At 24.4% G+C, this 22,619-nt stretch carries 20 protein-coding genes, 3 tRNA genes, 1 other RNA gene and 1 pseudogene; 18 read left to right on the plus strand and 7 right to left on the minus strand.

Annotation, left to right across the window (positions count from 1 at the left end):
- Positions 1–25 precede the first annotated feature (25 nt).
- The 5 genes from EXC38_RS00590 to EXC38_RS03460 all read left to right on the plus strand — a co-directional run bounded on the left by EXC38_RS00590 (position 26) and on the right by EXC38_RS03460 (position 5,194).
- A complete protein-coding gene (locus tag EXC38_RS00590) occupies positions 26–940 on the plus strand; it encodes an NAD(P)/FAD-dependent oxidoreductase (protein WP_129694454.1) in 915 nt (304 codons plus the stop codon).
- 1 nt (position 941) lies between these two features.
- Positions 942–2,522: an extracellular solute-binding protein gene (locus EXC38_RS00595; protein ID WP_129694455.1), complete on the plus strand. Its 1,581-nt coding sequence runs from the start codon at positions 942–944 to the stop codon at positions 2,520–2,522.
- Positions 2,523–2,532: 10 nt separating this feature from the next.
- On the plus strand, positions 2,533–4,104 hold the full coding sequence (locus EXC38_RS00600) for a hypothetical protein (protein ID WP_129694456.1): 1,572 nt from the start codon (positions 2,533–2,535) through the stop codon (positions 4,102–4,104).
- Between the two features lie 180 nt (positions 4,105–4,284).
- Positions 4,285–4,887, plus strand: coding sequence for a 30S ribosomal protein S4 (gene rpsD, locus EXC38_RS00605; protein ID WP_129694457.1), 603 nt, complete (start codon positions 4,285–4,287; stop codon positions 4,885–4,887).
- Between the two features lie 133 nt (positions 4,888–5,020).
- Complete coding sequence (locus EXC38_RS03460; RefSeq protein ID WP_165056843.1) at positions 5,021–5,194, plus strand: hypothetical protein; 174 nt, start codon at positions 5,021–5,023, stop codon at positions 5,192–5,194.
- Between the two features lie 141 nt (positions 5,195–5,335).
- Here the strand turns inward: EXC38_RS03460 and EXC38_RS00610 are convergent, their stop codons facing one another.
- Positions 5,336–5,590, minus strand: a complete 255-nt coding sequence (locus EXC38_RS00610; protein ID WP_129694458.1) for a hypothetical protein — start codon at positions 5,588–5,590, stop codon at positions 5,336–5,338.
- 244 nt (positions 5,591–5,834) lie between these two features.
- On the opposite strand from EXC38_RS00610, the gene ffs reads away from it, so the two are divergent.
- The 4 genes from ffs (at position 5,835) to EXC38_RS00630 (ending at position 9,377) form a co-directional block, all read left to right on the plus strand.
- Positions 5,835–5,925, plus strand: an RNA gene (ffs, locus tag EXC38_RS00615) — signal recognition particle sRNA small type.
- 14 nt (positions 5,926–5,939) lie between these two features.
- Positions 5,940–6,557: a hypothetical protein gene (locus EXC38_RS00620; RefSeq protein WP_129694459.1), complete on the plus strand. Its 618-nt coding sequence runs from the start codon at positions 5,940–5,942 to the stop codon at positions 6,555–6,557.
- Between the two features lie 207 nt (positions 6,558–6,764).
- The gene (locus tag EXC38_RS00625; RefSeq protein WP_129694460.1) at positions 6,765–7,679 is read left to right on the plus strand and encodes a gamma-glutamylcyclotransferase family protein; all 915 of its coding nucleotides are present in this window, start codon (positions 6,765–6,767) and stop codon (positions 7,677–7,679) included.
- A 3-nt stretch (positions 7,680–7,682) separates the two neighbouring features.
- Positions 7,683–9,377 carry a GIY-YIG nuclease family protein gene (locus EXC38_RS00630; RefSeq protein ID WP_129694461.1) on the plus strand — a complete coding sequence of 565 codons (1,695 nt, stop codon included), beginning with the start codon at positions 7,683–7,685 and terminating at the stop codon, positions 9,375–9,377.
- 42 nt (positions 9,378–9,419) lie between these two features.
- On the opposite strand, the gene EXC38_RS00635 is transcribed toward EXC38_RS00630, so the two are convergent.
- Complete coding sequence (locus tag EXC38_RS00635; RefSeq protein ID WP_129694462.1) at positions 9,420–11,135, minus strand: S41 family peptidase; 1,716 nt, start codon at positions 11,133–11,135, stop codon at positions 9,420–9,422.
- 138 nt (positions 11,136–11,273) lie between these two features.
- Here EXC38_RS00635 and EXC38_RS00640 point away from each other — a divergent pair.
- The 7 genes from EXC38_RS00640 (at position 11,274) to rplA (ending at position 14,002) form a co-directional block, all read left to right on the plus strand.
- Positions 11,274–11,349 (plus strand) — tRNA-Arg (locus EXC38_RS00640).
- A gap of 81 nt (positions 11,350–11,430) precedes the next feature.
- The gene (locus tag EXC38_RS03465) at positions 11,431–11,589 is read left to right on the plus strand and encodes a hypothetical protein (protein ID WP_165056844.1); all 159 of its coding nucleotides are present in this window, start codon (positions 11,431–11,433) and stop codon (positions 11,587–11,589) included.
- A gap of 198 nt (positions 11,590–11,787) precedes the next feature.
- Positions 11,788–11,861 (plus strand) — tRNA-Gly (locus tag EXC38_RS00645).
- 5 nt (positions 11,862–11,866) lie between these two features.
- Positions 11,867–11,940 (plus strand) — tRNA-Gly (locus tag EXC38_RS00650).
- 130 nt (positions 11,941–12,070) lie between these two features.
- Positions 12,071–12,670, plus strand: a complete 600-nt coding sequence (locus tag EXC38_RS00655) for an FMN-dependent NADH-azoreductase (RefSeq protein WP_129694463.1) — start codon at positions 12,071–12,073, stop codon at positions 12,668–12,670.
- 196 nt (positions 12,671–12,866) lie between these two features.
- Positions 12,867–13,310 carry a 50S ribosomal protein L11 gene (gene rplK / locus EXC38_RS00660; RefSeq protein WP_129694464.1) on the plus strand — a complete coding sequence of 148 codons (444 nt, stop codon included), beginning with the start codon at positions 12,867–12,869 and terminating at the stop codon, positions 13,308–13,310.
- Positions 13,310–14,002 (plus strand): 50S ribosomal protein L1, encoded by a 693-nt coding sequence (rplA, locus tag EXC38_RS00665; RefSeq protein WP_129694465.1) that lies wholly within the window; start codon positions 13,310–13,312, stop codon positions 14,000–14,002. Before rplK ends, rplA begins: the two co-directional genes overlap by 1 nt.
- Positions 14,003–14,191: 189 nt before the next feature.
- Here the strand turns inward: rplA and EXC38_RS00670 are convergent, their stop codons facing one another.
- A complete protein-coding gene (locus EXC38_RS00670) occupies positions 14,192–15,190 on the minus strand; it encodes an IS30 family transposase (protein WP_129694466.1) in 999 nt (332 codons plus the stop codon).
- Between the two features lie 144 nt (positions 15,191–15,334).
- Positions 15,335–16,711 carry a phosphopyruvate hydratase gene (eno, locus tag EXC38_RS00675; RefSeq protein WP_129694467.1) on the minus strand — a complete coding sequence of 459 codons (1,377 nt, stop codon included), beginning with the start codon at positions 16,709–16,711 and terminating at the stop codon, positions 15,335–15,337.
- Between the two features lie 137 nt (positions 16,712–16,848).
- Here eno and EXC38_RS00680 point away from each other — a divergent pair, with 137 nt between their 5' ends.
- Positions 16,849–17,553: a hypothetical protein gene (locus tag EXC38_RS00680; protein ID WP_109247027.1), complete on the plus strand. Its 705-nt coding sequence runs from the start codon at positions 16,849–16,851 to the stop codon at positions 17,551–17,553.
- A 50-nt stretch (positions 17,554–17,603) separates the two neighbouring features.
- Positions 17,604–19,010 carry a trigger factor gene (gene tig, locus EXC38_RS00685; protein WP_129694468.1) on the plus strand — a complete coding sequence of 469 codons (1,407 nt, stop codon included), beginning with the start codon at positions 17,604–17,606 and terminating at the stop codon, positions 19,008–19,010.
- 120 nt (positions 19,011–19,130) lie between these two features.
- Here the strand turns inward: tig and EXC38_RS00690 are convergent, their stop codons facing one another.
- The 3 genes and pseudogenes from EXC38_RS00690 to EXC38_RS03665 form a co-directional block, all read right to left on the minus strand.
- Entirely contained in the window at positions 19,131–21,254 is a 2,124-nt protein-coding gene (locus EXC38_RS00690; protein ID WP_129694469.1) for an MSC_0620 family F1-like ATPase-associated subunit, read from the minus strand.
- Positions 21,238–21,711, minus strand: coding sequence for an MSC_0621 family F1-like ATPase epsilon subunit (locus EXC38_RS00695; protein ID WP_129694470.1), 474 nt, complete (start codon positions 21,709–21,711; stop codon positions 21,238–21,240). Before EXC38_RS00695 ends, EXC38_RS00690 begins: the two co-directional genes overlap by 17 nt.
- Positions 21,711–22,619, minus strand: a pseudogene (locus EXC38_RS03665) (MSC_0622 family F1-like ATPase gamma subunit). Before EXC38_RS03665 ends, EXC38_RS00695 begins: the two are co-directional and overlap by 1 nt.

The following is a 22,619-nucleotide window of genomic DNA, read 5'->3' on the forward strand; positions in this document are numbered from 1 at the left end:
GTTTAATTTTTTAAGGAGAGGTTTTATGGATAATAGATTTGATGTTTTAATTATTGGTGCTGGTCCTGCAGGACTAACCGCAGCTTTATATTTAGCTAGAAATGATTATAATGTGGCTTTTATAGAAGGATATGCGCCTGGTGGTAAAATGGTGCAACAATCAAAAATTGAAAATTACCCTGGTTTTAATTTTATTAGTGGTTTTGAACTTTCAATCAATATGTTGAATCAAGCCAAAAATAATGGTGCTAAACAAATTTTCGGTATGGTTTCTGATATTGAAAGTATAAGTGAAACTGAAAAAGTAGTTACTTTACAAAATGGAAATAAATACTACGCTAGCGCAATAGTTATTGCAACAGGAATGGTTAACTTAGTGCCAACAAGTGTTGAAAATATCGAAAAATTTAATGGTAAAGGTGTTTCTTATTGCGCTATTTGCGATGGAGCATTATTTAAAAATCAACCTTGTGCAATAATTGGTGGGGGAAATTCAGCCTTTGAAGAGTCTTCCTATTTAGCTTCAACTGCCTCTGAAGTTCATATTTTTGTTAGAGACGAAGTAAAAGCAGAAGCGCGTATAATTAATGATGCAAAAAAGCATAGCAATATATTTATTCATTATAATTCACAAATTTTAAAATTAAATGGTGATGATAAAGTTGAAAGTATTGTTGCTAATGTTGATGGTGAAATCAAAGAAATGAATATAAAAGGAGTTTTTCCTTACATTGGATTTAAAGCGGCAACTTCATTTGTTTCAGATAAAAGTTTATTAAATGAACGTGGTTTTATTATTGTTGATAAAAACATGGAAACAAAAGAAAAAAATATCTTTGCTATTGGGGATGTAATTGCAAAAGATATTAGACAAATTACTACCGCAACAAATGACGGAACAATTGTTGCTAAAACAATTTCTTCACGGATCGTAAAATAATATGAATAAAAAAGTTTTTTTAGGTTTACTAAGTTCAGTTATATCGCCATTAACTATGGCTTTTTGTATTTCTTGTGAAACTAGAGAAATAGAAAAAGTAAACTTAATAATTCCATTTGTTCAATCGCATGAAAAAAAAGCTTTTAACGCTATTTCTACTCTTGTAGATAAATTTAATAGAAGCTTAGATAATAAATATTTAAATAATAAAATTAATATCCGTAATGTTTTTGATAAGAAGAAAATAAACTATAAAGTTAATTTAGAAATGAATATTAAAGATAGTAGAACACCTTCGCTTGTTATTTCTTATCCTTCAATTGTTCCTTTGATTCATAATAATAATCGTTTATTTGATTTAACAGAGATTGCTAAGAAATCAAAAATTAAAGAAAAAATTTTAGATTTTAATAACCGTTTAGGTTTTAATAATAAAAATAAAATTTATAGTTTACCAATTGGAATTAGTTCAGAGATTTTCATTGTAAATAAAAAGTTACTATCCTATGTATTGTATTCTCTTTATGAATTTAATAAGAAAGAAAATATTAATAACAAATATATTTCCAATTTAAAAAATTCTCCATTTTTTGCTAATTTAATTTTAAAATATGCAAATTTAAATAAAAATAACGAAATTATTTTATTTAACAAAGAACAATTAAAGGCTTGAAATTTAAAATTAGATGAAGATATTTTAAATTATGACGATAATTTTAATTATTTTATCGAACTTTTAAATAAATCAATGATTGATAAAAAACAGTTAGATATTTTATTCATTAAGCATATTGAAAATTATTTATTTGAAAATCTTTTTAAAAAATCTGATTCTAATTTTTCTAATTTTTTCTTAAAATATGATGAAAATCAAAAAATAAATTATGACAATATTTTTAAGAAAGATTCAAAAGAAAACATTGAATTTAAAAATGAGATTTCTTCTTTTTATAATAAACTTAAAAATAATATCTTGTATATTGAAGCAAATAAAAATCTTAATATTAAAAATAGCAAAAATCAATTATTTACTTTCATAACCTCAAGAGCTTATGAATTTAATTACAAATATTTTCTTGAAAATAAAAATGATTTATTAATAAAAAATGTCCCACTTAGAAGAAATAAGACACAAGAAAAAGGCTCATTTTTTATGCAAGGTTTATTTGTTTCAGCAATTAAATCAGATATCAAAGAAAAAAACGAAGTAATTCAATTGTTTTTAAATTGATTATATAATTCAGAAAATAAATTAGAATGAGTTGTTAATAATAAAAAAACAATTTTAACTCCAATTGAATATCTTAGCTTTGCTTTAAGTTATGTATTTCCAACAGAAAATTTTGTTAAAGAAAATAATAAAATTTTTGAAGCTAACATAGCTAATCAATTACTTTTGGAAAACATATTCGATGATAATTTAGTCCCCCTTACCGATTTAGTCGATGATAGAAGTGCAAAATTAAGAGAAAATATTAAAATATTAGTGTCTAATTATTTATTAACAAAAGCAAAAGAAAATGCTTCATTAGATCAAACGGTAAATGATTTTCTAGTTAAACTAGAAGAATTAATAAAGTAAAGGCAATAAAATGAAAGTTAAATTATTTGCAAATTTTCTAGATAACATAAGTAACAAAAATAACTCTTTGTTTAACTTAAGAAATAATAGCGTTATCGGACAAATAAAAGAAGGTTTTAATAACTTTAATGAAGTTACAATTAAATTATTAGCATTTTCAATTAATAAAGTATTGCTTAATAATTCAAAAAGCCCTATTAAAATTTTAATTGCTAATGATGGAAGTCATAAATATCTTTCATATTTTGAAAAAGAATTATTGAATTTAATAAATCAAGAACAAATATTAACTTATTCATATGAAAAAAATGAACCAGTTAGCAAAGCTTTTTTAGCATTTACAAACAGTATAACCGAAGCTTTTACGATAATTATTTATGTTCATAAGTACGATGAAAAAAATAATTTTGCAATTTCTTTCTTTAATAAAAATGTTGAACCTTTAAATTTTGAATTAGTAAAGTTATTTTTAAAAGAGTATCAAAACATACCAATTGATATTATAAAAGATAAAAATAATTTAAATCCTAATCTTGATTTTCAAAAAATTTTAAAAAAATATACTGACTTTTTATTAAATAAAAACTTTACTAACAACGCGAATCATTTATTGAAAATAGGAGTGATTAATTCTCCTCTACAAAATAGTTTTGTAAAAAAGATTTTAGGTAAAAATGATATTGCTTACACAATTTTAAAAAATAGTTTTAAAACGGATAAGCCACAGTTTCTTAAATATTCACTTTTAAATTATTCACTTTTAAAAAATATCGAATATATATTTAAATTTTCTTACGATTATCAAAAAGTTTATTTATACAAAAGAAATAAAAATAAAAAATATTTCTTTTACTATGAATTAGTGGATATGACAGATTTAGTATCAAACTATTTATCATTTATAAATAATTACGAAAGTACTAATAATCAATTTAGTGAAATAAAAAACGTCGTTTGTTCTCATCTTACAAAAAAAGAAAATATTATTAATATTGCTTCAAGGTACAAAATAAACTTAAATTTTAGTTGGAATTTTGATTCAAAAAAATACCCAAAATCTAATCTTTTATTTTTTGATGAGGATTATCAAATTTATTTAGACAATAATAAGAATATTAAATATGATGGTTTTATGTTTTTAAATATTTTAATTGATATGTTAAATTATTATGAAACACAAGAAATGAAATATGAAGATATTTGTAAAAGAAATTTGGATAAAAGTCATGAACTTTTGATTAATTATTTTTCATTCGATTGTGCTGAAGAGAATTTAATTAATTTTGAAACAAAACTTTATATGCAAACTTCAATTGCTCAAATTAAAATAAGTTCGATCGAAAATGTTAAAGAAAACTTTAAAAACATTGATGAAAAGTATGTAGCTAAATTTAATTTTGAACCAAGAGAATGAATGGCTATTAAATATAATTTTAAATATAAACAATTGATTTTTGTGATTCAAGAAAATAGAAAAACAAAAGGTAATGTTGCTAAAAAAATAAACCGTTTTATGACAAAATTCACCTTGAAATATAACAATCCATTAATCGAATTTAAAAAAATAAATTCAGAAAAATAATTATACTTATTTTTTAAAATAAGTTATAATTGTTAAGCATTGACACAGCATAATAATATTATTTAAATGTTTTTTCTTTGCTTTAAATTTGAAAGTAAGTAAGCTGTAAGCCGAAATCATTAGAGAAAAAAATATAAATTAAGAATTATTAATTGTCTTTGCATATTGAAAGGAAAAAATATGTCAAGATTCTTAGGATCAATTTTTAAAAAATCAAGAAGATATGGTACATCACTTTTAGAAAATAATAAAGAATTTACAAAAGGTAAGAAAAGAACAACAACTCCAGGACAACATGGTGCTAAAAGATCAAAACCATCAGATTATCAATTACATATGTATGAAAAACAAAAAGTAAGATTTATGTATGGTCTAAATGAAAGACAATTCAAAAACTTATTTAATGTTGCTGCTAAAAAAGATGGCGTTACTGGTACAAACTTATTACAATTAGTTGAATCAAGATTAGATAACTTAGTATTTAGAGCAGGTTTTGCACGCACAAGAGCACAAGCAAGACAATTTGTTAACCATAACCACGTAATCGTTGATGGTCATAAAGCAAATATACCTTCAATGATTATTAAACCAGGTTCAGTTATTGAAATTAAAGCTTCTTTAGAAAATAATGCAAACGTTAAAGACGCATTAGAAGTTATGACAACAGCTGCTTGATTAACACGCGAAAACAATAAAGTAACATATACAAGATTACCAGAAAGAAATGAATTTGCTAAAGAAATTGATGAATCATTAATCGTTGAGTACTACAACAGACGGTAATAAACAAAATGTGCCTCGCGCACATTTTTTTTATACCTTAATTTAAGTTAATTTATTGAACTTTTTATATACTCTTAAAAAATTGAGTGTTAAAAAATTATTAATATATAAAAATTAGATTAATAAAATAAATATGCAAAAAAATTATGAGAAAAAAATAGGTGAACTTAATTCTTTTATTTCAGAAATTGCTAGTGAATCTAAATATCAAGAATTAAAAAATGAATTAGAAACTAAAAAATCTCAAGAATTCGCAAAATTAAATGAGAAAAGAAGAAGAATTAGCACAAGCCAAACAAAACTATAATGCTAAAGTAGCTGTAGCAGCACAACTTGACATTGATTTAAGTGGTTAATCACAATACGAAGAAACTCATGCCGAATTAGAAAGAGAATTAGCTCTTATTAAAGCATCAGTTGAAGAATAACTTCAACCAACAAAAGAAAATTATGGTTCAAGATCATCACAAATAAGTTCATTAATTAATAGAACAAAACAACAAAAAGAAAGAAAAGACCAAGAAATTGCAGTAGCAAAAGAAGCAGAAAGACAAGCAGCAAAAACTAAGTAGGATGAAAAAGTTAGCGAAGCAAGAACATATGCAACAAATGGTCTTTCAAGTGATAACAAATATCAAACAATAAAACAAACTTTAGAAACTAAAATTAATGAAGTAAAAGCCCAAGTTGATTCTGCAAGCAAAGAAACTATAACAAAAGAATTTTATGAAAGTAAAAAATCTGAAATTGAACAAGCTTTAGAAGAAAGCTAAACAAGATAAAAAAGTTGAAGATGACAAAGCAACAATTGATCTAGTAACAGTTTAGTGACTTTGCTGATGGTGGAGATTTTTAAAAAATAATATTATAAATATTAAATAAGTTTAGGTCAAATATAATTGCTTAAACTTTTTTATATATTTTTATTAGTAAAATATAGTATAATTATTAAGCCATGAGAACAGCAACCTTGTAAACTGGTCAGGATAGAAATATAGCAGCCATATCGAGAAGTGCAGTGTCTTGTGGTTTTTATTTAAGGAAGTTTTATAATGATTTGTACAAAACTGTTAAGTCCTATTAAAAACCAAGATCAATATGATATTTTTCCTATTTTGGATTTAGGTGATTTTGTTATTTATAAAAAAGTTTCAAATAATTTTTTTTATAATGCAATTGATTTAAAAACGTATTTGAAAAACGATAATCAAGAGAATAATTTTTACTTTGAGGAAAACACATACTTTATTTGTTCTTACAAACTTTTTTATAAAGAATTTAACAAGGAAAGTATCTTAAATAAACAAATAAACTCTTTACCTAATTTAAATGATTTCAAATTAAAACAATTGAAAAATTTATTGGAAATTATTCATAAACAAGGTGAAAAAGGTACTTTAATTGTTTTTGATTATAGAGATAATTTATATTTACCATTTTATGTTTTTTCAGACCCTTATGTTACTGAAGAAGAATTAAAATACTTGTTAGAACAGCAAAATATTAAGGATGATGTCAACGCAAATATAGCCTTATATGACAATTTTATTTCAAAACTAAAATTAGCAAATGAAACTTTTTTACATAAAGACTCTGATATTTATTATTTTATTCATACAATAATAGTTATTAATCTAGAAAAAGCAATATATGACCTTGATTTAAATTAAAAAGTGCACCAAAAATGGCGCACTTATTTTTTAAAACTTTATTTAGTTTATTTTAAATCCTATTTATTATATAACTTTAAATAAAATAAATAAATTATTGTTTATAAATTTTATTATTTTTAGTTTTAAGATTTAAAAAAAGAAAATATTAAATATAATTTTATATAACAATATTAATTATTACTATTTTATTTTAAGGAGAAAATAATGGAAAAAGAAGAAAAAGTATATTTATTTTCATATGGAACTATTCAAGATGAGTTATTTTACAAAAATTTATTATCACCAAATTGCGTTAGAAGACCCGCAATTTTAAATGGCTATGCTAAATGTGTTGATGAAACAAAATACTTTTTATTAAAGAAAGATATTGCACATCAAGTTAAAGGAACACTTTTTGAAATCACTAAAGAAGAGTTATTTATGATTGATAGATGAGAAATGTTTCCACAATATCAAAGATTTCAAGCCAATGTTATTGCTACTGATACAAATGAAATTGTTGAAAATGTTTATGTTTACACAAAACTAGAATATGGTAAATATTATTTAGCAACAGAAGAAATGGGATTTTCAAAATCACCTAATGAAAATGAATTAAACCTACAATCATTTATTGAAATTGAAAAACAAACAGAACTATTTCCATTAGTGGATAATGCTATTTTATACGAAGTAAATGATGATGAATTTGAAAAAATAATTCATTTAACACACCCATATTTAGCTTTAGTTTTAGATGATAAGGTTAATAAAAATTATTTAGTAGAACCTTATGCTATTTTAGCAGTTAAACTAAATGAAAAAAAATATGCACTTTTAATTTCATTTGGAAGAAAAAGCACTTTAAACAGTATTTTTTACTATCACGCTATGGAAGACAAAATGGAAAATGCTAAAATAAACCGTGAATTTAAACCGCTTTACAATTTTGATATTGAATTTTTAAACAATAAAAAACCAGTCAAATATATCAATTTAAAAAGAGATTTTCAAATAGATGAACCTAAATTTGGTATTTTTGAAGACAAAGCATATGAAATTACTATGAAAGACTTTGATATTGATCCTTTTAGAAGATTAGATATTATATTAAAAGCGCTTGAAGATAACATTAAATAATTTATGATCGATAAAAAACTTATAAAAAATATTTCAACAAACCCGGGTGTTTATTTTTGAAAAGATAAAGACGGAAATATTATTTACGTAGGAAAAGCCAAAAATTTAAGATCACGTATGTCACAATATTTTGATCCTAAAATGCAAAACTCCTTTAAGACACCTGCAATGTTGGAAAAAATTTTTTCTTTTGAAACTACAGTTTTTAATACAGAAGATGAAGCTTGCATTTTTGAAAGAAAATGTATAAAAAAATATAATCCCAAATATAATGTAATTTTGCCTACACAGGCAAATTTTCCTTATATTTGCATTTATAAAAAACCTAATGATTTAAAAATTGAATTAAGAAATAAATATAAGAAAGAGAAAAACTGTTTATATTATGGCCCAATAATACAAAGTAAAAAGTATAAACTTTTAAGTAAGTATTTAACCCATTTATTAAAAACAAAAGATGGTTTTATTCTTAAAAAAATGAGTCCTTTGGAAATAGACTTAGCTTTTGAAAAAGCTAAGGAAATATTAAACTTTAATAAAGATTTTAAATCTCAGCTTATTGAAAAAATTCATTTTGCAGCAAATAATTATGATTTTGAACGTGCCTCTGAATTAAAAGAAATCTTAGAATTAATTGAAAACAAGAATTTGACACAGAATATCGAACTAAAAACAAAAAAATCGATTGATGTTTTCGGAATTTTTATTCAAGAAGATAAGATATTTATTTCAATTCTTTACTATCGCTTTTCAAGTCTTATTAATAAAAAAGATTTTCAATTTGAACTATCAAATTATAAAGATGAATTTATTTTAAATTTTATAGAAGACTATTACAAAAAAGCTGAAATCCCTGAAATTATTGTTATTGAAGATCAATATAAGGATTTGATATTTACAAATGAAATTAAAAATAAAATAAATAAGAATAATAGTTTAAATTTTCAAAAGTTATTAAGTTTAGCTACCCAAAATGCCAAAAATGATATTACAAATAAGATTAAGAAAATTAATAATAATATTAATATTGAATTAGCAATTAACGACCTTAAAAATATTTTAGAAGTTGATCCAAATAAGTTTGTTATTTTTGATAATTCATTTCAGGCTAAAACAAAAGAAATTGTTGGCCGGGCAATGGTTTTCCATAATGGAATCAAAGTAAAAAAATATAACCGAAATTTTATTTTAAATAAAAATAAAAGCAATAATTCTGACTTTAATTATATGTTGCAAAATGTTTCTAAGTTCTTTAGCGATCCAAATCTAGCTAATGAAGTTAATTTAATTTTTGTTGATGGCAGTTTTATTCAAATTTCTGCAGCGCACCAAGCTTTAAAGAAATTAAATGTTAATTTACCTATATTTGGATTAATTAAAAATGATAAGCACTTGTTTGATAAATTAATTAATGAAAAAAATATTGAAATTATTATTAATAATTCAAATACAATTAATTATTTAACTAATATCCAATTTGAAATTGATAAGGAAGCAAAGAGAGCATATAACAAAAGACATAATAAAAAACTTTTTGAGAGTTTATTAACAAATATAAAAGGATTAGGGCCAAAAACCGAAGAAAAATTATTAGAAAAATTTGCCACCTACCAAAATATTATTAGTGCCAATATTGAAGAATTAAGTAAATATGTGTCAATAGAAATAGCAAAAGAAATTAAAAAAATTAAATTATAAAAACCCCAAATTAGTACCTTTAAGGTTTTAATTTTGGGATTTTTATTTTCCAATAACGTTTTTAGCTAAATAATCTAAATTATAAAAATCATCATAATTAATTAAAATATCAGGTTTAACACCATATTCTGAATTAATTTCTTTTTCATCAAACTTATATCATGTTGTTGAAGGGGAACTGATTAAAATTGAAGTACCATCATTTAACACCAAAGGTAAAACTGATGATGTTCCGCCTCCACTTTTTTGTCCAATTATTTTACCAATATTCATTTCTTTTACTATCGCTGAAAAAGAGTTGGCGGCACTAAATGTGTTTTTACTTGTTAATATATAATAGTTAAAATTATCAAATGCATCATTATCATTATAATTTCCATCTTTATTGGCATCAATTTTATAATTTTCAGTTGTTTTTGCATTGCTTTGCATTTCGTGGCTATGGGATACTATATCATTGTTAGTTAAAAGTCCTAAAACACGATACATAGCGCCAATATTTCCTCCACCATTTTGAGAAATATCAATAACAACATTCTTAATTTTCTTATTTTTACTAATTTTTTCAAGTGTATTCTTCATAAACTCAAAAGAATCATTTAAATAATGGCCATTATTCACATCTTGATCTGAAGCAGTTCGAAAACTATTTAATATTATGTAAGCAAAATTATCTTTAACTATATATTTATCTTGATAAATTTTTTGTTCTAAATCTATTCTTTGATTCTTTAATTTTTGACTTATTTGGTAATGTTGTAATCGTTCAGACCCATAATTGCCAACAGCATAATCTCTAACATTTTTAGAAGCGTTGCTAAATGCATTTAAGAAATTAAAATTAGTATGCAATTCATTTATTTTACTAAAAAATAATTTCGCATAGGCTTTGTTATATATTTCTGAATTAGTGCTTAATAATTCATGTTTTAAAGAATCGACATAATTTTCAAAAGAGTTAATATTCTTATAGTTTTTTAATCCATAAAAATAATCTAAATTAAATAGTAAATTATCCAAATTATATTTACGATCTTTTTCGGTTTCATTATAGTTATTGAATTTTCCTTGACGATATTGATTAGCATTGTCATCACCTTCGCTAAATGAAAAATATTGCCCAAAAACCTTACTTCCATTGTAATATAAGTTGTAATAGTTTTGACTGCAGAATAAAGTATTAAAAATACTAAATGGAATATAAGTTCTTTCATTTTTTCTGATAATATCAATATTATATTTTTTTAAATTAAAACTAATAGATGGATTTATTTCATATTTATTTTCTATCTTAAAGCCGGAAAATAGTAAATGTCGTGAATAATTAGTAGAACTTGTTGATTTAACAAGATTAAAGAAATTTCCACTGGAAACAAAAATGTTATCACTCTCGGCATCAATTTCCATTTTGTGATTTTTATTAAATAGCACTAATTTATTATTATCATTACTCTTTTTTATTAAACTATTATTAAAAAAGCCATCAAGGTCTTTAATTATTTCTTCTACATCTACATATGGTTGAGCATTTTCACCATCTTTAAAATATAGATTAATATTATCTGATTTTATAAAATAGTCTAAGTTAGCTAGATTTTTAAATCCCGTTTTTTTAACTTTAAAATTACTTTTAATAAGTTGATCCACATTTGGCTTTTCTAAATCAGTTCCATTATTTAAAAAATTAAAACAAGAAATTGTTGTTAATGGTGTAATAGTTAATAAAGAACTTGCTAAAAATAAAAATTTTTTTCTCATATTTTTTTCTTTCGTTTTAGATTATTATCTTTAAAAATTTTACATTTTTTATTATTATAAAAAATAAAAAAATTCTAAATAAAAATATTTATAAAATTGATCGCGAAAAAAATTTTGTGCTAAAATATTATATGCAACGGTCGTGTAGCTCAGGGGATAGAGTACGTGCCTTCTAAGCATGTGGTCGCAGGTTCGAATCCTGCCACGATCGCCATTTTTTTTATTCTTTTTTTACAATAAAATCTTTTTATAATAATTTAAACTTTATAATTTAAAATCTAAAGCACAATTTAAAGTGCTTTATTTTTTATTAATTTTTATTAATAGAAAATATGCTTTAATTGATGAATTTGTTTTAAAAATGCAAAGCGAAATTAATTCTTTAAATAGTAATTATAAAGACTTAAAAATTCAAACTTTCGCCTCGAAAATGTTTGAAGATCAAAATATATAATTTAGAAACACTTAAGCTTTTACAAAGCTGTTTTTTTAGCATATAATTTTCTATATAAAAACAGTTGATTAATTATTGAAATATATATTTTTACAAAAGCAGGAATAACTGGAACGCTAATGTTTTAAATTTTAAATAAAATATTTTTTAATTTTTAAAAAATTGTATTTTTTTGGTTTATAATATATATCGCTATTTGCGAGTGTAGTTTAATGGTAGAACTTTAGCCTTCCAAGCTAACTACGTGGGTTCGATTCCCATCACTTGCACCATTATTGCGGATGTAGTTCAATGGTAGAACATCAGGTTGCCAATCTGAATACGAGGGTCCGATTCCCTTCATCCGCACCATATTAAAAAGACTTGGTAAATTCCAAGTTTTTTTATTTTAAATTTTAATTTTTATTATTAATAATAAAGCAATCTAATAATATATAATATATTATTGATAATACATATTAATAATCTAGGAGGATTTATTATGTCTAAGGTTTTAGTATTATATTCTTCTCCGATAACAAAAGAAAAATCAGCTACATATGCTGTTACAAAAAAATTTGTTGAAGAATATAAAAAAAATAATAATGAAGATGAAATTACAGAATTTGATTTAAATCAATTAGAAATGTCATTATCAGGAATGAATTCTAATAATTTTAGTTCTTTTTTTAATGAAGAATTATCCGATAAGTATATTGAAATATTAAAAAATACAGATAAATTAATTATTGCATCACCAATGATCAATTTTAATGTTCCAACTGTATTAAAAACATTTATAGACCGTATTGCTGTTGCTAACAAAACATTTTCTTATAAATATGCTAAAAAGGGTAGTTCAATTGGCCTTTTAGATCATTTAAAAGTGCAAATTATTGCGTCGCAAGGTGCGCCTTATGGGTGATATTTATGAGCAAGTCATGTGTCTTATTTAGAAGGAGTATGAAATTTTTTAGGTGCTAAGGTTACAAAAACAATATTAATAGATGGAACAAAAGTGGCACCATTTAATACATATACACCAGAGCAAATTGTTGATGCTAAAATTGATGAAATAAAATCAGCAGCTACTAGTTTTTAAGGCTTAAAATAAGAAGAAAAAAAGAGGATAAAAGATAAACTTAACTACTTTGTTATTTTTATCTTTTTTATTTGTTTATTTTTATAAAAAATAACTTATTCTGGTATAATTCCAATTGCAATGTTAAATTGCCTAAAAAGTGGAAGAATTTTCAATAAATTCGTTAGAACCACAATTATCGAAAGGATTTTATAAAATGGCAAAAGAAATACAAAAGAAAGCCAAATTACAGTTTATGGCCGGCCAAGCAAAACCAGGTCCTGCATTAGCTGGTGTTGGTATTAACATGCCTGAATTTACAAAAGCATTTAATGACCAAACAAGAGAAAGAGGAGCTGAACCAGTTCCTGTATTAATTACCGTATACAAAGATAAATCATTTGATTTTAAATTATTTACTTCACCTACTTCATTCAAATTAGTTCAAGCTTCAAAAGCTAAAAAAGGTAGTGGAGTTCCAAATAAAGAAAAAGTTGGTTCAATTTCATTAGAACAATTAAAAGAAATTGCTGAATACAAAATGCCAGATATGAACGCTAACATAGTTGAAGCTGCAATGCGTCAAGTTGCTGGTACAGCAAAAAATATGGGTATTACAATTGATGGCTACGAAGAATGAATAAAAGGAAGTGCTAACTAATGGCTAAAAGAGTTACAAAAAATGCTAAAGTTTTAAAAACATTAGTTAACAAAAAAGATGTTTATTCATTAGCGGATGCTATTGAATTAGCAAAAAAAGCGTCATTTGCAAAATTTGATGAATCTTTAGATATTGCTATCAAATTAAACCTAGATACTAGAAAATCAGACCAACAATTACGTGGAGCTGTTGTGTTACCAAACGGTACAGGTAAAAGCGTTAGAGTTTTAGTTGCTACCGATGAAGTTTCAGCACAAAAGGCTGCTTTAGATGCTGGTGCAGACTTTGTTTATGCATCTTCTGAATTACCTGAAGTATTAAATCAAGATAAATATAACTTTGATGTTATCGTTGCGGATCCTAAAATGATGTTAGTTTTAGGTAAATATGGTAAAAAACTTGGACCTAAAGGTTTAATGCCTAACCCAAAAACTGGAACAGTTACAACAAACCCTGCGAAAGCAGTTGAAGAACTTAAAAAAGGTAAGGCTAATTACCGTGCTGATAAAGGTGGAATTATCCATGCTTCAGTTGGTAAAAAATCAATGGCTACTGAATTATTAGTTCAAAATGCTGAAACTTTAATCCAAACAGTTAAGAGATTAAAACCTCAAACAGTTAAAGGTACATATGTTTTAAACATTGTAGTTTCAACATCAATGGGTGCATCTGTTAAAGTTAAAATCGACTAATTAAAAACTCGGGAAAATCCGAGTTCCCAAAGAGAAAGTTCAAGTGCAACACAAATGCCTTGGGCTTTTTTTATTATACATTTTTTATTTTTTTAAATTATTTAATCAAAAAAAATAAATAAAAAAAGTTCATTTTTGCAAATGAAAATAAAAAATTTTTGTTTTACTGATATTTGTTGATAATGATCATTATTTAGTATTTTCTAAATACATTTGTAGCGGTGTTTTCCAATTTAGTATTTCGCGTGTCATATTATTTATTTGGTTAACAACCGAATCTAATTTTTCTTGCGTTATAGTATTAAAGTTAAATCCTTTTTTAAATTCCCTTCTTAAAATTCCATTTCAATGTTCATTTGATCCTCTTTGAAAAGATGCATAAGGCTCAGCTCTATAAATTTTTATATTCATTCATCTAGCTAAAATACCTATTTTTTCAAATTCAATACCGTTGTCTATTGTTATTGTTTTTACTTGTAATTTATTATCTTTTATAATCTTTTTTAGTTCTGAATTAATTGTATGTGGTGATTTGCTTTGTATTATTCTTGCAAACCCAATTCTTGTTTTTCTTTCGGTTAAAGTTAAAACATTATTATATCCATTTGCTCTTTTTCCTAAAACCAAATCTGCTTCTCAGTGTCCAAACTCAAGTCTTAAATCTATAGATTTAGGTCGGGTTCATATTGGAAAAACATAATCAGCTGATTTTACAAGCCGATTTATTACAGATGCAGTTCTTTTACCACCTTTTTTATAATATAGTCTTAATTTTTGATACTTTTTTATAACTCAATTATTAGTATTTATTCAATTAAACACTGTTCTCAAAGAAGGGCAACAGTGCTTTGTTTTAGTTTTTATATAATTATATGTTGACTTTATGCCAAAAAACTTTTTGTCATATTTTTGTAAAAAAGCCTTAGAAAAATTTTTGAATTTTTTGTTATCGACAAATTTAAAATAATACTTATGTCTAAATCTTTCTTTTGTTTTTAAACTAGCATATTTAAATTCATAAACTCCAAATTCATTTGTATTCCTTTTTATTTCCCTACTTAAGGTTGATACACTTCGTTTAATTAATCTTGAAATCATACGAAGAGAATAATTTAACTTTAAGTAATTTTCAATAATTATTCTTTCAGAATCTGTTAAATGGTTATATTTTTTTATTGTATAATTCATATGAGTTCCCTCCGTTCCAATGGAACTTTTTTCTTTTTTTTAATTAATATAAAAAATTCAAGTTCCACATCTAAATTTTACTTTAAATGTGTTGCACTTGAATTTTCAATTTAGGAACTCGGGAAAATCCGAGTTTTTATATTATTATTTTAAGTTTGAAAAAGCTTTTGAACCTAAATATATACCTTTTTCTTTTAGTTCATCTTCGATTTTTAATAATCTATTATATTTAGCAATTCTATCTGTTCTTGACATTGAACCAGTTTTAATTTCATTAGTACTAAAGGCAACTGCTAAATCAGCAATAAATGTATCTTCAGTTTCTCCTGAACGATGTGATATAACTGGAACTAAATTGGCTTGTTGCGACATTTGAATAGCTTTAATTGTTTCTGTTAATGAACCAATTTGGTTAATTTTAATTAATGAAGCATTAATTGCTTTTTTATCAATAGCCATTTGAATATATTTAGGGTTTGTTACAATTAAATCATCACCAACTAATTGAACCTTTTTGCCAAATTTCTTTCTCATTAAAACAAACCCATCTCAATCATCTTCATGGTGTGAGTCTTCGATTGAAATAATAGGATAATTTTCAATTAAATGACCAAAGTATTCTACTAATTCTTCAGAACTAAATTCATATTTATTTTTAGCATAAGCTTCAAAACCTGATCTTTTTTCTAATAAAGCTTTCTTAAACTTTTTAAAAATGTAAGTTTTTGTTTCATTGTTATATAACTCTGAACAAGCAGCATCTAAACAAATACCAATAGCTTTCTCTCCGCTTGTTGCAGGATTAAATCCAGCCTCTTTTATAGCATTTACTAGAAAATCTAAAGCTTCCTCGTGAGTATGTAGATTTGGAGCAAAACCACCTTCATCTCCGACTTGAGTTCCGTGCCCTGCTTTCTTTAATAATTTAGCTAATGTGTGAAAAACTTTGTTTGCCATTTGTAGTGATTCTTTAAATGTTTTAGCACCAATTGGCATAATCATAAATTCTTGGAAATCAATAGTATTTGAAGCGTGTTCTCCACCATTAATTACATTTAACATCGGAACAGGTAAACTAAAAACATTATTGTCAATATTTTTTAGAGAAGCTAAATATTCGTATAATGGTTTTTTGTTTTCGATTGCAGCTGCTTTTGCGCATGCTAAAGAAACTGCTAAAATCGCATTTGCACCAAATTTTGATTTAGTTTCAGTTCCGTCTGCCTGAATCATTAAGTTATCAATGATTTCTTGTTTTTTTACATCAATACCAACTAATAGTTTTGATATTTCATTATTAATATGATCACAAGCAGTTTGAACTCCTTTGCCACCAAATCAATTATTTTCGTATTTAGTGTTTTTATCTCTTAATTCAAGTGCTTCTTTTGAACCTGTTGAGGCTCCAGAAGGAACTAAGGCCTCCGCAAATGCTTTCTTAGTTGTTAATTCAACTTTAACAGTTGGATTACCTCTACTATCTAAAACTTCATAAGCATAGATTTTTTTAATTTTAGACATTATTCTCTCCTTAATTGTGTTTAATGTTGTTTATAAAAAAATAATCTAATATAAATTATAAATTATTTATAAATTTAAATAAAGATTAAATAAAGAATTATTAAGATTAATATTTTTAATAATGTAAAATTCTATTTATGAGTAATTTATTAGAAAAAGAATTTAATACATTTATAGACGAAATTAGCAAAATTAGATACGAAGACCCTTTAAAAGCAGTTTATCTTTTAGATGAGGGAAAGAAACAATTTCCAATTAGTGCAATGCAAAACGAGATTGATGCTTTCAGAAATACTATTTTGTTTCAAATTAAGAAAAACAATTTAAAAGTTAAAACTAATTTGGATACATTATCTTTAATTAATTCATTAAAAAACAAGAAAATGGACTATATTTTTATGATTACATATAATGAATTAAAGAATCGTGATTTAAACGAGTTTGCTTCAGAGTTTCAATACTTTTTTAACGGAGAAGGATTTGATAATTCAGGATTTCAAACGTTAATTTACGACCTTTTACAAACAAAAGAAATTGATTATGAATACAATGTTCAAAAAGAATTAATTAATCCAAAGAAAGATGGTTCTTTCTTAAAAAATGAATCAATTGCTAAATTAGAAAAAGAAATTTTATTACTTTTTAAAGAAGATGTTGCTAAAAGTAAAATTGCAAGACAAGTTTTTAGTGCTTATCTATTTAAAAACTGAGTTAATATCTTGAAAAACAAAACTTCAAATGAGTATGACGCAATTATAAATGTAACTAAAGTTTTATTCAATGAAAAAGATGAAGAATCTTTAAGCGAAAACGAAAAAACCTTATATGCATTATTTAAATAAATAATGTTATAATATTAACAATATTTTTTATTCAAGGAGAAAAGAAAAAAATGTCAAGAAAATTTAATAAAGAAAATACTGAACTAATTATTGACTATTCTTTAGAAGGCGAAGCATGAGAAAAAGCTTATGATAAGGCTAAAAAAGAATTAGCAAAAACTGTAACAGTTCCTGGTTTTAGAAAAGGAAAAGCTCCATTATTTGAAGCTTTAAAAAAGATTGATCCAGTTAGAATTTTTGATAAAGCTATTAATGACAATTTAGAACACGTTTATAAAGAACATATTATTACCCAAATCGAAGATAACGATAAAATAGTTGACAATTATAGACCAGCTTTTAACATTAAAGAAATTGATTTAAAAAAAGCAGTTTATGAATTTATTTTCCCACTATATCCTGAAATTAAATTAGGTGACTATAAGAAAATTGAAACTAAATTAGCAGATTCTGAAGTAACAGAAGAAGAACTAATAACAGCAAAAAATAAAATTTTAGAAAATTATGTTGTTATGATTGATTCAGAAGAACCTATTAAATTAAATGACCGCGTAAACTTTGATTTTGTTGGGTTTATCGATGGTGAAAAATTTGATGGTGGAGAAGCTGAAAAATTTGATTTAGTTATTGGATCAAACCAATTTATTCCTGGATTTGAATCACAAATGATAGGTCTTAAAAAAGGTGAAACAAAAGACCTTAACTTAAAATTCCCTGAAACATATCACGCTAAAGATTTAGCAGGAAAAGACGTTGTATTTAGAGTTACAATTAACTCAATTAAAACAGCAAATTATCCAGAAGTTAATGATCAATTTTTAAGTGAAGTTAAGGTTAATCCGCTTGTAACTAATTTAGAAAGTTTTAATGAATTTGTTTTAATTTCAGCCTTAAAAGAAAAGTTACACAAAAATAGTTCAGAGTTTGTTGAATCTGCAATTAATGAAATTATTTCAAAATCAAGTGTAACATTATCAGAAATTTTAATTAACGAAGAAGCAGAAAGATACTACAAAAGTTTTATGCAACAATTAAAACAAAAAGGTATTAGTGAAAGAGATTATATTGAATTTGCAAAAACTACTAAAGAAGATATCTTAAAACTATACAAAGAAGAAGCTAAGAAAAATTTAACTAAATCATTTGTATTTGGAAAAATTGTTGATGATGAAAAATTACATGTTTCAGCCGAAGATTATGAAGCAAAAATTAATCAGTTAGCTAATTTATATGGATTAAAACCAGAACAAATTAAAACATTTATGCCATTTAAACAATTTGAACAAGGTGAATTACCAAATAAAATTTTTGAAAAATTAGCAGAATTAAATGATGCAAAAAGTTTTGCTGAATACAAGAAAGAAAATGAAAAAGTTTTAGCATACAACAAAAAAGCGGAAGAAGCTATTGTTGCAGTAGCAAAAGCTAAATCACAAGAAAAATCTGAAGAAAAATAATTAAATTATTATAAATTTAAAATATGGCCAATTGTACTTTTGTATAATGTCGCCATATTTTTTTAAATTAAATTTTTACAAAATAAAAAGCCAGATAAATTTCTGACTTTTCTTTGATTATTATAAAGCGATCATAATTATTGATAGAAGTAACACAACTAAGACAATAGTAATTGTTAAAATTGATAGTTTACTTAATTTTAATGATTTTAATTGTTTGCTCTTTACTGCTATAAAAATAATTGATGCTAAGGCTACTATTAAAGAAATACTTAGTAATCCGTAACCAACTTGGTTCAATGCTCTTTTTCCATTATTTTTATTATTGTTAATTTGAATATCAGCTTGGAAATATGCCTTGCTAAAATTATCTTGGTCTTTCTTATCTGTTAATTTTTTATTATCAACTAATAAAGCCAGTGTTGCAAAATTGTCCATAATTTCTTTAACTGATTTTGTGTAGTAATCATATCAATTAAAAATATTTAAAGTTCTTGATCCAGTCGAGGCTATTAATCTTGAAATTTGTTTATTTAATAAGTCATAATAATGATTTACAATATTTAAATCAAAACCGTTCTCATCAAAATTTCTTTTAACAATTTCGGCATTTAATTTAATAATTTCTTTAAATCTCAATAAAACAAATTTTAATGAGTTAGATAAACTATAGAAATAATCTGCGCCATTAATTGTTGATGAAAATAAACTTGTTAATAATAAATAATCCGAATTTCTAATATTTGATTTTAAAGTTGTATTATCATTTGGATTTTTTAAGTATGAAAATGCTGCATTTGTAATTATCTTATTTGCTTCTTCTACATAAGATAATTTATTTGTCAATAAAACACCAGTTCCAACTAAATTATAAAGCGCATCCCTTAAAATATCATTTCTTAATTCATTATAGTTAATTTTATCGTCAATACCTAATGCAGTAAATATTTTTCCAAATAAGTTTTTATTTGAATTAATAATTTTTTCATATACATAATTTAGGGCTTCTTGTTCTTTTGAGTTATCAATTGATAATTCTATTTTATAAGAACGAGATTTTTTAGTATCAACACGGTCTGTAATTTTAACTGTTGCCACTAAAGTTGTATTGTTTTTATTATCTAATGCAGTAACTGAGTATTCGTATCTTGTGTTAATTGCATTATTAAAGAAGAACATTTTTGCTTTAATTTCAGCACTAGCACTGTCAAAATAACTTTTTAAATTAGTAGCAGTTTTGGTAGTATGAACAAAGTTAACATTTGGTACTAAACTTGGCAGAGCTTGAATTTGTTCCTCGGTGTCTACTTTTTTATTTGGTTTATCGCCAGGAACAAGATCAGGCTTATTAATCGGTTCATCTTCTTTCTTTTCGGATTCTTCTTCTAAAGTAAAGTTTTTATTTTGATTTAAGTCGAATTTAACAAACTTTTTATGAAGTTTCGAGAGAATATATTCTTCTCATGAAGCAAAGTCTTTTGGATGAGTAAAGCTAAAACCGTTGATTGTATTTTCTTTATCTGCTCAACTTCCGAATTTAATGTTTATGTGTTCATTAATTTTAGGAATATCTTCAGCATCATACATCATTTGAGGTAATTCTTTAGTTAAAGCACCAAAGTAATCTTTAATTAATTTTTCAAGTTTATCTTTAGTTATAGCATTTAATTCTTCTTTTCCTTTGGTAATTTTTCCATCCGGTTTAATTTGTTCTGAGTAATCGGTTTTTGTATCTTTACCAATTTTTATGTCATCAAATTTTTCACCATCGTAATCAACTTTTGAAATATGATAATTTTTGTTAGTTGACATCACATAAGGAAAAACAACGGCAAAACCAAAGTTATTAGTATGTTGGGTTTTTAAACTTTCCTTATTTTTTTCTAGATGTTGTTTTAAAACTTGAATATAAATTAATTTTTCAATATTGTTTTTAAAATCTTTATCTAAATCTTTTAATAATTTTCCTTTTTCATTATCAAGGAATTGTATTGTTAAGTCTATAACTCTTTCAACATCTTTTTCTACTTTTTCTTTTGCTAAGTTTGCAAAAGTGTCAAAGTTAGGATCTAATTTTGGTTTTTCAGGTGTTGAAGGCGCTGAAGGATTTGATGGATTCGAAGGAGTGGTGTTTCCACCTTCACCTTCAGAGACTTTATTATATGAAGCTGATAGTAAAGCAAAAGGTGCAAAAGGTATTGCACTAACTAATCCTAATGATAATAATTTATTTTTTATTTTCATATTTAATCTCTTTTACTATTTTTAAGTTTTGTTCCATTTTTAAAATATATAGTTTTTGCTTCAATAATTTTTCTTCCATAAATTGGTCTAGACTTAAACCAATTTTTTGTAATGATTCATAATAATTTATTTTATCCATCACTTCTTTGATTAAAACCTTATTAAATTTAGCTTTCTTATTTTGTTTATAAATTTCCATTTTATTAAAAGTATTAATTTTGATTTCATTATCAGTAACAATAATATTAGTATTTATTAGGAATAAAAAGAATTCTTTGTTATCATCTAAATCTCTAATTTTAACAATTGTATTTTCATAAGCCATTATTGAATTTAAATCAGCTAATGCTCAATCATCTTCGTCATCTACATTAATAAATAATTGTCCATTTCTAATTAAAAGGTTTTTATTGCCGATAAAATTAATATTAATTTTAAATGTGTTATTTGTTGCCATTATTTTTTACCTCCAAAACCTTCGTTAGATCTTGTTAATAAAACAATTTCTTCAATTTCTTTTTCACGTTTAGTACGAATTATTTTCTTTTTGATTTTGGTAATTTCTTCTTCAATTTGGTTAATAATTTTATTTGTTGTAACTAAGTCGTTTTTAGCATTATAGAACGAAGATTCAATTAATAATGAATAAATAGCATTTTCTAAAAATATATTAATCTCATTTTCAATAAAATCTTCAATACCAGGATAAATCTTATAATCGCTAATATCAAATAACGTTTTTTCTTCATCCATTTCGCTAACTAATTTATTTACGTCAAACTGATCGATAGGAAGAATGGTAAAATAACTGTTATAGTTTTTGTTTGTATTAAGGACAAAATTAACTTTATTGTAATTATTGTCAATGTGTAAGATTTTAACAAATTGACTTATTATTCAAGCTATATTATTGGTTTGCTTATCTTCTTCACCAAATGATTTAATAACGTTGAAATTATTTTGCTTGCAAAACTAATTTGCTCTTTGACCAATAGCGATAAAATCATCCTTCTTAGGGTTAACATTTTCTAATAATTTCTTTTCATATCTACTATATGAGTCTGTTGAATATTTTTGATTTTCAGTTAAATAAATTCATAAAACTGATTTTCTTTTGAAAACATTCTTGATTTTTTGCGAAAGTTTGCCTTCTTTTTGTGAGTCATTAATCAATTTATTTTTAATAGCATATTTTTCTTTTATAGCTTTAATTAAGTTAATGTTTAATAAAGCATTAGAAATATTAAATTTTAACTTTCTAGTTAGCTTCATAATATCAATTAGAAGAATATTTTTTGAGTTATTTACTTTTGTTAAAATACCTTCTAAATTTTGAAGTTTTTCTTCTCATTTTTTTAAATGCAT

The sequence above is a fragment of the Mycoplasmopsis arginini genome (genome assembly GCF_900660725.1).
In the GTDB taxonomy this organism is placed as follows: domain Bacteria; phylum Bacillota_I; class Bacilli_A; order Mycoplasmatales; family Metamycoplasmataceae; genus Metamycoplasma; species Metamycoplasma arginini.